Consider the following 12,404-nt stretch of genomic DNA (forward strand, 5'->3'; position numbering starts at 1 on the left):
TAAACTGATGTAATTAATGTACTGCTCAATACAATTATTTTGCACTGTTTAAATATTATGCGAAGTTGATTCATGAAATATTTAGGAATAAAATCTATTTAAATCGACTGAAAGTCCAGCACTTTTCATTTCTTTAGCAAGTGCCATTTTCCATGCTCCGGCATCATCCATTGGTATGTAAACAACACCATCAATGTCACCTGGTGTTTCAGTTTTTCCCTTTACAAGGGCACAAACATATTCACGCCCTAGTTTCCCAATTAAGTATCCATGCTCAAATACGACATTTTGACGAGCACGACTTCTTTCTTGATCGACCATTTCCTCTTTGGTGCGCCCAACGTCACATGGTGTGTATAAAACTACTGCAAATGCAACATCGGTGTTTGCTTCAATTTTTTCAATAACCGTTTTTCCAGCACTTGCTTGCTCATGAAGAATAATAGCTTCAAAGCCGGCCTTTTCAAGTGTCCTTGCCATTTCCGATTTTGCAGCATCATCGTGACCGTGTACAATAAAGATCTTATTCAATTTTTGAGTTTCATTCCTTTCTATTTTGGGAATAGTATTAACATAGTACTTATCTATGTTCTTTTTGATTGCAAGAAGGCTCCCACGTAATTTGTTAAATGACCTTTCGTCGTTCCAGCCATTAAAACCTTTTTGTATTAGTTCAAGTGTATCCCCAATAAACTTATCCTTTGTTTGGTCATAGATTTCTTGCAATTCAAGTTGAACTCCTTGGTCCCATGTCAAAAATGTAGCATTATTAATAAATCTTTTTCCTAAACCATCAACACTATAACAAGTTTATAATACTTCTCTTAAGAGTTGTTACCCTAAAGTTCCCATTATTCTGCTTATATGTAGCACTGTGATTGGTTGATACTGAATCAAGTAAACATTATGCGAAGCTCAAAGGAAAGCGATACTGCACATAAATAATCAAAAGAACAAATTCTTCTCAAAGCAAATAGAATTTGCTCTCCCTGCGTATTTTCCGTAGTTTGGTATTTTCCTGTATCCATTTCGTTCATAAAACGAAACTGCTTTAGCATTAACAATACGCGTTTCAAGGCGGAGAGTTTTATAGCCCATGTCATATGCCTGATGCTCAAGATAGGAAAGAAGCTTATTGCCAATTCCTATACCTTTTTCCTTAGCATACATTCTTTTAACTTCTGCAGTTGCTTCATTTAAAGGTCTGAAAGCTCCACATTCAATCGCTTTACCACTTTGATTCTTGGCAATTACGAATTTGGCTCTATCGTTGCAAACATCATTTGCGTCAAATGAGTTTTTGCCGCTATCTCCTGTAATGTCCTGAAGATATTTCGAAAGCTCATCCATTAATGATATGGCATCAGAGGAAAATGGGCTTTCTGCCGATATGATAATGCTTTCTAAATCCATAATTATCAATCCTTGCTATCTAAATAATTGTATACTCCTAATATCATAAACATTATGCGAAGTTCGAAGGATGAATTGCGCTAGCCATTTTACTCATCTTTATATGCCTACTTATCACTCGTTTTTTCATTTTTGTTGATTGCTTGTGTCAAGCTAATTCCCATTCTGTTTTCAAAATAATCTTTGATTTTGAAATGCTCTTTTCTTTTATTTTCCGGATAGTAACCATATCGTTTTTCCACATCGTCCATCCGTGCTTTTAAGTCTGCTATTCCATTAACCATTGCTATGCTGTCATATAATTGAATCAACCTGTCATTTCATCATATTCCTCTTTAGGAACATCCGCAATTCCGATATATGTATGTATATCTTTTATCGCAAATGAATGTGTAATGCAGATTTTAGCAGCTTCATCATAGCCCAGGTTTTTTAGAAAATGATAGCCGTAATTACATGAGCTAGATTTGTTACACCAAACCTACGGCCAATATCATGAAGCAAACCAACGATGTAGGCTTTACATGGATCGAGATCGTCACAATTCATCGCAACCTTTTTGGCACAATCAGCAACGAACCGGCTATGCTCCATCCAAGGGCCTGGATTCATTACGAAACTTCTTGTGACAGACGCTCTGCTTCCTCTTTAGTCGGTAACATTCAATTGTCATCTCCTGCAATATAAAACTCAAATTAGAGCTGGTAATCATCGTAGAGTAAACATTATGCGAAGCTAAGCAAACATCATTTTTACTTATTTTTTATAAAACATAGGTGTATATCTCATACCGTCTGTCACTTGTTCCCTTGCAGTATCGGCAAACCCCAAATGATGATATACCTCAATGGCATACGGTGAAGAGTTTACTGTTATTTCGTCTGCGCTGCTATTTTTAACAACTGTTTGAAATAGTCTTCTTCCAATGCCTTGTTTATGGTACATACCATCAACGAAAAACAATGCAATATGACTGCCATTACTCCTCGTTGCTATTACACCTAAAAGGTTACTATCATCGTATGCACCATATAAAATCAATTCATTACGATAAGCATCATTTTCAATAACCGATTTACGAAAAGTTTCAACGCCTTCAGCAGAATAATCTGGTGCTTCATATTGCAAAAAAGTTTTCATAACAAGTTTTAAAGCCTGTTCTTGCTCATTGGACTTAATTTTTCTAATAATCATTAAAAGCACCTCATTAAATATATAAATATGAATTCTTATAAAATCTTCATTATTCCGCTTATGGGTAGTTGCTAAACTTAACTTTTACCTCGATATGTACATCATACTCTCCTCAACACAAATCTATATCTATTCCAAGCCTACAACCATCCTGACAAAGCTGTCTATGCCTGCAGTTGATGCATTTTGCTTTCTTCCGCGCTCTGAAGTCAGTAAACTTTTCTCCCAACCAGATCTGTCGTAACGTCTTATCATCCAGCGACTCGGACATGCGCTTATCCCATAAGCCAAATGAACACGGATAACAATTCATCTGGCTATCTATATACATTGAAAAGGTTGCAGCCTCACAGGCATCAATACTGGCTGTCGGAATGGTGTTTGTCCAACACAAGATTGCTGGTGTGAAGCAAGTATCAAATCCAATTCTATATGGATATTTCTTCTCTGTCACGAGAGAAAAGAACTTCTCAAGCCGGACATCCATGTTCTTCAATACTTTCTCTGTAACACCGTTACCTACCGGCTTATACAGAATAAAGACAACTGCATTGATTCCACCCGGAAACAAATTCTGTTCCAATCTTATGATAGCTTCATCAATTGTGTCATTCGAGACAACATAATGGATATTCGTTGTGCAACCAGCCTCAAGCATTCGTTCTACGGCCTTTATTGTTTGTGGATTATTTTCTCTTCCGTTGTTCAATCGTGAATACCAGGATACTGCAACCGCTCCACAGTATTTCTTGATTAATTCCACTTCGCTATCTGTCAGAAGAAAACCGCTTGTAGTCATATTTGGAACAATTCGAAACGCTCTACATATTTTCATTATTTCCTCAAATTGTGGATGCTTATTGGGATCTCCTGCTCCTCCTAACGCAATCTGAAATGTCTTACCTGCTGCCTGTTTTGCAATTTTTAAAAAATTCTCTATTGTCATGTTCGGAGCATATATTTTGTGACCTCCCTGGTAGCAATCGACTCCTGCATCTCTGCAATATTCTCCACTATCGCAATGTCCCATGATTCCGACATCTAGCAATTCTGGGAATGACCGCATTACCGGATCAACACCACTTACATCGCTTCGGATCAAAGTGCCATTCTCTTCATTAAAAATTTCAAAAAAGCCAAAAACTTCATCTTTATAAATAATCATTACCACACACATGCTCTACCATTCAGATAGAAATCCTTATTTTCTATTTCAAAGCTATCCGTGGTGAAAAACTGTGTTATCGGAGGGTCATCGCTGCTCGTATATCCCCAATACGCATGGTAGCCTTTATTTCTATCATACAGCTTTGCAGATTTATCTCCGAAAATTTCCTTTATTCTCTCATAGTCGGGTTTGTCATAATCATAGTATCTCAACCCACCCTCGAGGGCACACATGATGTTCCCGCACAGTTCTCGCCCCTGCTTCTCTAGTGCACCGCCTGTTACAAAACCAAGTTTTTCAAACAAATAATTCTCTGTTAACTCCTCTTTCGATATGATTAGAAAATTAGTAGAAGAGCTATTCGTAATAAATCCCGTCCTGATCTTCATCTTCCAGTCCTCCTAATACTTCCGAAAAAGCTTTTTTAAAGCTTTCATCATAATTTAGTGTCTCTATGTTTCTCTCGATGGATTTATAAGAACAATCTTTCAGTGAATAATTATCTGCAGAAAGTCTTATTGCCTCATTGTGCTTAATATTAAAATGTTCTTCTATAAACTCCTCAACTGAGCCGAATTCTTTCAGATAATATCTCCGATATTCTCTTCTGAAGTTCAAAGCCCCATCAAAATAATAATCGTATACTCTGGAAATCATATTTCCAGCAAAAGTATTCTTCTTAACTCCCAACTTTTTCATCAACTGTGATTTCCGTGGTATGCTATTCTTTCGAAAGTATATTACTCCATCTTTCTTATAGCATGAAAGTTCACTCATAATCATTCACCTCTAAGCCACAAGCCTTTCTAATTCTGGAAATCATCTCTTGCTGCACTTTATCATGCGCAGGTAGAGTATAGAAGTAACCTATAAGCTGATCCTGCACATCTGTGTCATTCAATTTAAAGCAACATAGAAACAATTCTGCAACTTTCTGAATCTGTAAAGCACTGGCTGGAGCTATATCTGCTAGTTTCTTATGATCCTTGACTAAATCGGCGGGAAGAAATCTATTTTCAATTCCATTGCGTGCCGTAATCTTACTGAAAGCGTTAAGTATCGCATCCTTATCTTTCATTCCAAGCAGGATGTCCAAATAGGTATCAAGATCATATATTCCCTCATAAATCGTTCCGTCTAACATTGTGTCGAAAAACACCCCACCGTCCTCATACGGATCTTTTCTTAGACAATCCTGAATGTAAGAAACCTCAAAATCGGTCATAGGAAGACCAGATGTTAGAATAATTCTCAATCCAAGATTCTGGAACTCTTCTCTATGATGAGTTTTCCAATATGACTGAGTCTCTCGTCCATCGTGAATACGATAGATATCAAGAATTGCATTACATAGCTTTTCCGTCTCGCTAGATCCTACAACTGTCGCATCTGTTCTGAAAAAAACGTAAGTGTAATGAATAATTCCTTCTGTACAAGACACTCCTGCTTCTTTCAATTCCTTTAATTTCGTAAGAATAGCGTTCCCATCCATACTGCCTGCAGCTATATTCTTCAACAGAATTCGTCTCGCAAGATAATAATCACGCATTTCATCGAAAACAAAATACACAACCTCTGTCTCGTTTCTGGCAATCGTTCCCTCGTGAAAAACCAATTTCTTGCTGATTAGAATACTGCTATCCACTGTCTCCTTAATCATTTTAGGACTAATACCTGCTTTTTCCAACTCTAATAGACTGATTTCATCGAAATTGTTGTTTGCCAGCATAGCATCCGCTAATGTGTCAAGTAGATTTTCTATGTTCTCTCCACCGTTCTTCTTTGCCGTTTCAATATACTGTGCGAAAATCTCATGTTTCCGAACAGAAAGCACGTCAATATTACCGTCCTTATTGACCTCGAAGAAAATTCGCAGAAGCAACAACTGTTCACTGAGTACATTCTGCACTGCAGGAGAAATGGTCCCATCATAATTGAAATATTTACTATATGCCTTAATGATGCGATCAATTGCAGCAGATGTATAACGTTGTTCTTTCAAATCAAATTCAAATGCAGATGTATCAACCTTCTCCACAAGGTATTCCTGGAAGCGCTCCTGATAATATTCATTTCTGCAGGAGACAATAACTTTTACACGACTATACTTAAAGGCTTCATTACAGAATGCAACGATCCGATTGCCAAATCCATCGTTATCATTTTCATTGATGGCATCAATAATTATAAAGAGATGCTTACGCTGAATAGTCAGCAGCAAATTTACTAGCGAGAGATATAACCCTGTGTGTTTCTTATATATCTCTGGAAGCTTCAGTTCATTGAATAAGAATCCTAAAACATCTCCTTCGATGTCTCTGGAATTTAGGAGTACAACGGCTTCCTTAAGTTTGATCAAGAGTTCGCTGATGCTGCACAGCAGATTTGTCTTGCCATTGCCTGCACTGCCAGTAAGTATAAGATATCTCCCATTCGCCGCTTCAATATATTGCTGTAAAGCTTCCAACGTCTCCATATAAGTGGAGTAATTTATTTCAAAAAGATACTGCGACTGGCTATAGTCTGGTCTAAGCTCCTCCTTTGCATGTCTAAATCTATTATGTAAATCAAGAGCTGACGTCACTGCTTTCTCAATTTCTTCAAGCGTAGCAGTCTTTCTTAGATGAAAACAGGCAGAAGGATCATTGCAAGCTTTTCTTAGAATATCGCCATAAGCATTGTCATATAAAAAATTGAAACTTTTAATCAGCCGTTCCTTCCACTTTCTGCTGTATACGAAATACCGCAACACCTCTTTGCTTTCATTTAACTCAACAAAGATGCCCGGAATATATTTTCTGTTTTTAATTAACCGATTAATCTGAGTTCTTGTATACTTGATCGTCTTTCTCCGAATTGAAAAAAGGGCAACAATGAGGATGAGTGCAGTGAATATCACTACAGCAAGCCACCATAAATTCTGTATGGTATCACTCAGCTTGCTGGCCGAATCAACGGTAGAAGAAAAAGATGGAGCATCGGTTGCCTCTGATACTGTTTTAGGTAAAAGGATCATACTTGACTGTGTTACCAAATTCATTCATTTGCTCCTCTCTAAATCATGCCAAAACAATTTATTTCTTAATAACATGTTATTGCTAAGATCGACTATGGACTGAGTTGTCCATTATTCCGCTTATATGTAGCACTGCGATTGGCTGATACGGAATCAAGTAAACAAACTGCGAAACTCATGTAAAGGCAAAATTATTTATTATAGCATCTGATCATTTCCCACTATTCGGAATTATGCACTTTATTAGAAACGAACAAAATCTGAAATTTCTTTGTGAGAAAAAACAATGAGTTTCATACTCATTGCTTTAATCAGCCTGTCTAATTGGATAATCATATATTGTAGCGTTGAGTCATCTTTAAAGTCGTAATAGTACGAATAGCCATGTGTAATATTTCGCCGGACTTCCTTTATTCTCTCGCTGATATCACCGGAGGATATTTTACCGTTTGATACTACATCAGCAAAAATATCAAACATACACTTAAGTTCTTCTTTCAACGGAAAGGCTCTGTCTTTTGCTTTTTGGGGCTCCAGCTTTTCAAATAAATACTCAAACGCAATTACTTGTTCAATGAATCTTTGTGGTGTATATGGAAAGTCAGCACGTTCTAAATGCCCCAAAGGAACGCTGTTAGTGATTCTGTTTCCAGAATCCAATGATATGTTGTTAAGAATCTTAGGGACATATTTTTCTACATCAAACTCACAAAAAATTACATCACAGCAGGACACGGCATCTTCAAGAACTGATTTGCTGTAGAGCCATCCGGTTGCCAATTTGCCTTTATATAACGTTATCCGTTTGAAAGAAACATCTGTATGTGAAACCATAAATGTAGCAAAACATTGAAAAATCCGAGAAAGTGTATAACATTCTTGAATGCTTTTAAAATAAAGGTGAACTATTATTTCGCCTTTTTTGTCAATATCCCCAAGTAGACCCATCCGTTCATCGTGACCGATTCTAAAGATCAAGTCATAATCGTGCTTATCAAAACAAAATGGAATTGTGTATATATCTTTTGGAGTTGCCGAAAGATTGCTACCTGCTCTAACTTCGTCCAAATAGTTGTATCGATATCTGAAAATATCATCTAAAAATGGAGATTGGAATCCAATAGTGTCGAAGTCATCATTTGAACCCATGCGGTTGATTAAATAGCAAAGCAAATAGCATGTATTGCCCATTGAATAATCCACCAAGATTGAAACCTTTTGGGGTTGAAAACCGCCCATTCCAAAACATTGCCCGAAAAGAATATAGTTTGATTTTCTGTTGTGCTCTGCGGAAAAGTCTTTAAGAAGGTCATCATCCGTGAACAGTTCCATCTTATAATCTTCAATCACAAATGGAATTCGCCCATCACGATAATTGATAATTCCCTTAACCATTTTTCATTTCCACCATTTCTTCTACAATAACCAACATGCAGGTTGATATTTTTTCGGGTTTTCCCAGTATTTATTTTATGGGAAGGCGCGGTGAAGCCTCACTAATTGCTTTGCCAAGCCCTTCGACCCAAGCCCTTCGACCAATTAAACATAATGGGAAATCGGAGATATCAATTCAAGAACATATATGTATATCCTTCTAATTTCTCAAACCTTTCTTGCGGCAAAACAATTCCAGAGCTGTCAAGGATTTTCTTAAATGTATCCCGTGCAACAACTAACTGGTTTGATAAAAAGGTAATATAGCTTTCAATGCTTGAATACTGAGCTATTTCATACCAGTTTGAGGACACTGTGTTTTTTAACAAATCAGATTTGGCAATCATCCAACATGTCCAACGTAAAGGTGCATACATATTACACGCTTTATGGTATTCTGCTTTGTCAGACTCCTTTAACTTTTCATACGGGAAATGAAGTGGATTTGTATATTCTGAAATTGGAATAGATTCCCTTTTAATTGATTTCAATTGGTTGATAATCCACTTATTTTCAATTAATTCTGTAAGATATTTCCATGTAAGAAGCTTTACATTTGACAATTTTGCTGCTTCGATTGCACCTGACTGAAAGCCAGCCTTTGAGATAAGCAATCCAAGTGAAGCACCAGAATCATTTACAACTATGCGAAACGCATGCACTTTCTCTTTTGGAACCGCTTTATTCCAAAATTTGCATTCGCAAATAATACTTTTAACCAATTCGTCGGGTGCTTCAACCAAAACATCAACTTCGACAGAACCACGAACCGTGGTTATCGTATGGGGACTTATGGCATGATATCCAGCCTGAATGAAGAATTGGCAAACATCCTTGAAGTTCCTTCCATGTTTCTGGAACTTTATCTGTAAAATTCAATTTACTCCCCTTCCATAAGCTCCAAATATAAAATATTGTATCAGCGTCTTTGAATAAATGTCATACGAATAATAATTTTTTCTTGATTGCTGCAATTTACTTGTCCAACATAAACATTATGCGAAGTTCGCAGGGCGATTACGACAGAGCCAGAAAGGTCAACCATTCTGCATATTATTTGGACCTGACTTCACAAAAAGAGAAGTAAAACTTCGGGGGGACTGCGTTTGAAAGCACATGACTTTATCAGAAAAAGGATGCTTAAACTCTAATTTGTATGCGTGCAAACCCAAACGCTTCAATGGATCTGTTTTTGCTCCATACTTTTTATCCCCCACGACATTATGTCCTATATCTTTCATATGCACACGAATCTGGTTTTTGCGGCCCGTTTCTAAGTTAATATTCAGCAAAGAGTATTCTGTAGTTTCATTTAAGACTTGATAATCAGTTATGGCCTCCAAGCCATCACCGGCACGCGAGCTTGAATACACAAGAAATGTTCTTGTCTCTTTAAGCCAAGATTGAATTCTGCCGCATTTTTCTTTTAGTTGTCCTTCGACAACTGCCACATAACCTCGTTCAGACACTAAATCCGCCCAGCTATCCTGTAGGGCCAGTTTCATCTTCTCGTTTTTTGCAACCATCAATACACCGGAAGTATCACGGTCAAGTCGATGTACTGCAAAAATACGATTTCTGGGATCTTTCATTCGCACATAATCTGTCAATAAGTGATATGCTGTAAGTTCCTTCTCTTTATCAGAAGCGATTGATAGCAGCCCAGCCGGTTTATTAATTACAATGATATCACTATCTTCATATAGAATATCCAATACACTTTTCTGTTTTTTTCCTTCAATGATTGATCGTTTGATTTGTATCTTTTGTCCTTTGTGCAACACAGCATCGTACTGAGTTATCACAGTGCCATTCACTAAAACTTCTCTATGTGTCAGTAAAGACTTTACATGATTTCTGGATTTATTAGATAACTTGAGCAATAAGAAATCCAACAACCCACATGACTCAGATACCACAAATTCCAAATCGGGTTTTGAGACAATTTCTTGCTGCCCAAAGATTCGTTTTTGTCTATTCACAAACTTCTCCTCTTGTTCGATGCTTTCCTTATTCGATCCGCTTCATTTAGGCGACCCTACAATACGCTTGACGCCCCGGTTGCAAAGATAAATTAATAATCGATCTTATTTCCGCCATTCAGTTTAAACATAATGAGCAGTTCAAAGCAGAGAAAAGATAACGCATTATGACTGCTTTAAATGCTAAATATTGATTATGCCGTGGCAATGAGGGTATCGGGAGCAGCCCCAAAACTCAGTTCCAGCTTTTTCTCCTTTGGCAGCTTTTCGCTTAACCATGGGCGACCCACATTTTGGGCATATGGGAGTCTCTGGCATTTCTGCAGTGGTTGACGTTGGCTGAATTTCCTTTCGGACTGTTTCCATTTCTGTTGAAGATTTCGCAGAAGATTCTGTGGCTATTTCAACAGTAAGCTCAGCGGATGAAACCATATTTCGGTATTTTTCAAGATAATCTGTTTCTTTGGCCTTGTGTTGGTTTAGAAAGAAGTATGCCATCTCTTTGGTGTCGCTTTCACTGGAAAAGACTGTCCCTGATTCAGAATTGACCTTCTTTATGTAATGGATAAGCTGATCCCCGCGAATCACGTGCTCACGGATTTCTCTTGGCGCGTACCTGTCGTTGAGCACGGTCTTTGGATTCGCCAATACTACAACGGAACGGTAATTCTCATAAAAATTACGTTCAAAAAGAGCTTTAGTTAAGAAGTTCCCTTTTTCATTGCTGCGGATCTGCTTAATAAGCTCTAAATGCCTTTGGCCTTGCGTGATTGGGGAATAAATACCTTCTTTCCAGTTCCATGCCGTCCGAATAAAATCTCCGGAATTATTGATGGTAATGTCTCCGTATAGGTTCTTGCATTCAATGATGAAATATCGCCCTCTGGTTATTACCAAAAAGTCAATCTGTGCCGAAAGCCCATTGTATTCCAAATAGAGGTCATGCAAAACAAACATAGGTATATGACTATTTTGAAGCTCAAACAGAATGGTGCTTTCGCCAAAAATTCCAGCGTTTATTAGCTTTATCTCTTGTTCCAGTGCAGCTTTAACTTTCGCATCGGTAGCTACACCGAGCATCTGCTGTAGTTGCTCGAGCTGAGCGTTGGCGCTACTTTCCTTCTTAAGGATAACTGGTTCTTTGATCTTATCAAATAGTCCCATCTCTGATTCCATCCATTCATCAAAAGTATCTGAGAAGTTTAAACATAATGGGAAATTAGATAAACTAGAATATATATTGGAATCACTTTTTATTCTAAATTTGAATTTATAACGCCTGCAATGTATTCTATACCAGTTGCGGGTTGTCATTTGTCATTTCACCGCTAGTAATATTTTCACCTCTTTTAGCATGCTCTTGTTGAAACTCCCACATCAAATGCATGTGAACCCCTTTTATCATATTTCAACAAATATACGTAATAAAATATTTAATAAGCATTCTTCTGTAATATCTTCCTTTTTTAAATCCCGATAAACTTTTTTATATTATAACATACCTTATCGAAAATATTCTTTTCTTCCCTGTTTAAATCTTTAATTACTTGCAAATTATTGGCTAAACGTATTCCATCTAGTATTCTTTTTAATTTTACTATAATTGCCTTTGATGATTCAGATCTTGTGGCTAATATATAAGCTATGTCATTTTGATTTTGTTTAAGATACTGTTTTACAAACTGTTCACATACGCCGTAAAACTCTGAAGTCTCACTATCACTAAGCGAGATGGTTCTTTTCATTTGAAAATAGATATTTTTTTCAGAATCTAGGGTAATTACTAAATCATCTATACTTTTACACGCCTCAAAATTCAAGCCTACTATCTTATCACTTTTATTCAACTGCAAAGCTAATGAAATATTCATATCAAATTCCATCAGTATCATCATATATGCAGATACTCTTTGCTGAAAATCAATTCCAGCATTTGTTGCTTGCAAACCCATTCAATTCACCTCATCTAAACAATTTCTAATTTTGCGAGCTGCGCCTAATTGCTATTTCCCGAATATCAAAACAAATTAGATTGTCAATCCATTATAATCTTTATTCTTTATTATACTTTTATTTTTCGTCTAATTCAACTAATTTTTACCAAATTATGAATTAAAGATCATATTTATTACCCATATTTCAAATCATCATTCCAATCTTTTTTGACCGATTTCAAAACACTTATTTCATAAGGTCG

The 12,404-nt window shown here is 36.8% G+C and carries 13 protein-coding genes; all 13 read right to left on the reverse strand.

Annotation, left to right across the window (positions count from 1 at the left end):
- Nucleotides 1–81: 81 nt before the first annotated feature.
- The 13 genes from LY85_RS19470 to LY85_RS04690 all read right to left on the reverse strand — a co-directional run bounded on the left by LY85_RS19470 (nucleotide 82) and on the right by LY85_RS04690 (nucleotide 12,159).
- On the reverse strand, nucleotides 82–726 hold the full coding sequence (locus LY85_RS19470; protein WP_243122482.1) for a nucleotide-binding protein: 645 nt from the start codon (nucleotides 724–726) through the stop codon (nucleotides 82–84).
- 219 nt (nucleotides 727–945) lie between these two features.
- Entirely contained in the window at nucleotides 946–1,413 is a 468-nt protein-coding gene (locus tag LY85_RS04635; protein ID WP_141825656.1) for a GNAT family N-acetyltransferase, read from the reverse strand.
- A gap of 107 nt (nucleotides 1,414–1,520) precedes the next feature.
- On the reverse strand, nucleotides 1,521–1,724 hold the full coding sequence (locus tag LY85_RS19475; protein ID WP_243122483.1) for a hypothetical protein: 204 nt from the start codon (nucleotides 1,722–1,724) through the stop codon (nucleotides 1,521–1,523).
- A gap of 445 nt (nucleotides 1,725–2,169) precedes the next feature.
- Nucleotides 2,170–2,607: a GNAT family N-acetyltransferase gene (locus LY85_RS04645; RefSeq protein ID WP_141825657.1), complete on the reverse strand. Its 438-nt coding sequence runs from the start codon at nucleotides 2,605–2,607 to the stop codon at nucleotides 2,170–2,172.
- A gap of 112 nt (nucleotides 2,608–2,719) precedes the next feature.
- Nucleotides 2,720–3,772, reverse strand: a complete 1,053-nt coding sequence (locus LY85_RS04650) for a radical SAM protein (protein WP_185741098.1) — start codon at nucleotides 3,770–3,772, stop codon at nucleotides 2,720–2,722.
- The gene (locus LY85_RS04655; protein WP_141825659.1) at nucleotides 3,772–4,164 is read right to left on the reverse strand and encodes a hypothetical protein; all 393 of its coding nucleotides are present in this window, start codon (nucleotides 4,162–4,164) and stop codon (nucleotides 3,772–3,774) included. The genes LY85_RS04650 and LY85_RS04655 overlap by 1 nt, the downstream gene beginning before the upstream one ends.
- The gene (locus tag LY85_RS04660) at nucleotides 4,133–4,474 is read right to left on the reverse strand and encodes a hypothetical protein (RefSeq protein ID WP_185741099.1); all 342 of its coding nucleotides are present in this window, start codon (nucleotides 4,472–4,474) and stop codon (nucleotides 4,133–4,135) included. The genes LY85_RS04655 and LY85_RS04660 overlap by 32 nt, the downstream gene beginning before the upstream one ends.
- Nucleotides 4,475–4,544: 70 nt before the next feature.
- Complete coding sequence (locus LY85_RS04665) at nucleotides 4,545–6,815, reverse strand: ATP-binding protein (protein ID WP_141825661.1); 2,271 nt, start codon at nucleotides 6,813–6,815, stop codon at nucleotides 4,545–4,547.
- Nucleotides 6,816–7,034: 219 nt separating this feature from the next.
- Entirely contained in the window at nucleotides 7,035–8,186 is a 1,152-nt protein-coding gene (locus tag LY85_RS04670) for a hypothetical protein (protein WP_141825662.1), read from the reverse strand.
- Nucleotides 8,187–8,356: 170 nt separating this feature from the next.
- Nucleotides 8,357–9,100, reverse strand: a complete 744-nt coding sequence (locus LY85_RS04675; RefSeq protein ID WP_141825663.1) for a restriction endonuclease — start codon at nucleotides 9,098–9,100, stop codon at nucleotides 8,357–8,359.
- A 162-nt stretch (nucleotides 9,101–9,262) separates the two neighbouring features.
- Entirely contained in the window at nucleotides 9,263–10,207 is a 945-nt protein-coding gene (locus LY85_RS04680; protein WP_243122484.1) for an RluA family pseudouridine synthase, read from the reverse strand.
- A gap of 183 nt (nucleotides 10,208–10,390) precedes the next feature.
- Nucleotides 10,391–11,521 (reverse strand): NERD domain-containing protein, encoded by a 1,131-nt coding sequence (locus tag LY85_RS04685; RefSeq protein ID WP_141825664.1) that lies wholly within the window; start codon nucleotides 11,519–11,521, stop codon nucleotides 10,391–10,393.
- Nucleotides 11,522–11,673: 152 nt separating this feature from the next.
- Nucleotides 11,674–12,159 carry a hypothetical protein gene (locus tag LY85_RS04690; RefSeq protein WP_141825665.1) on the reverse strand — a complete coding sequence of 162 codons (486 nt, stop codon included), beginning with the start codon at nucleotides 12,157–12,159 and terminating at the stop codon, nucleotides 11,674–11,676.
- Nucleotides 12,160–12,404: the final 245 nt, after the last annotated feature.

Source organism: Clostridium sp. KNHs216, from assembly GCF_006714885.1.
GTDB lineage: Bacteria > Bacillota > Clostridia > Oscillospirales > Acutalibacteraceae > Caproiciproducens.

What these genes read in the sequence shown, in the direction of transcription:
- LY85_RS04690 (WP_141825665.1), bottom strand. Translation starts at nt 12,159, where the DNA reads ATGGGTTTGCAAGCAACAAATGCTGGAATTGATTTTCAGCAAAGAGTA.
- LY85_RS04665 (WP_141825661.1), bottom strand. Translation starts at nt 6,815, where the DNA reads ATGAATTTGGTAACACAGTCAAGTATGATCCTTTTACCTAAAACAGTA.
- LY85_RS04685 (WP_141825664.1), bottom strand. Translation starts at nt 11,521, where the DNA reads ATGACAACCCGCAACTGGTATAGAATACATTGCAGGCGTTATAAATTC.
- LY85_RS04635 (WP_141825656.1), bottom strand. Translation starts at nt 1,413, where the DNA reads ATGGATTTAGAAAGCATTATCATATCGGCAGAAAGCCCATTTTCCTCT.
- LY85_RS04670 (WP_141825662.1), bottom strand. Translation starts at nt 8,186, where the DNA reads ATGGTTAAGGGAATTATCAATTATCGTGATGGGCGAATTCCATTTGTG.
- LY85_RS04660 (WP_185741099.1), bottom strand. Translation starts at nt 4,474, where the DNA reads ATGAAAAAGTTGGGAGTTAAGAAGAATACTTTTGCTGGAAATATGATT.
- LY85_RS04655 (WP_141825659.1), bottom strand. Translation starts at nt 4,164, where the DNA reads ATGAAGATCAGGACGGGATTTATTACGAATAGCTCTTCTACTAATTTT.
- LY85_RS04650 (WP_185741098.1), bottom strand. Translation starts at nt 3,772, where the DNA reads ATGATTATTTATAAAGATGAAGTTTTTGGCTTTTTTGAAATTTTTAAT.
- LY85_RS04645 (WP_141825657.1), bottom strand. Translation starts at nt 2,607, where the DNA reads ATGATTATTAGAAAAATTAAGTCCAATGAGCAAGAACAGGCTTTAAAA.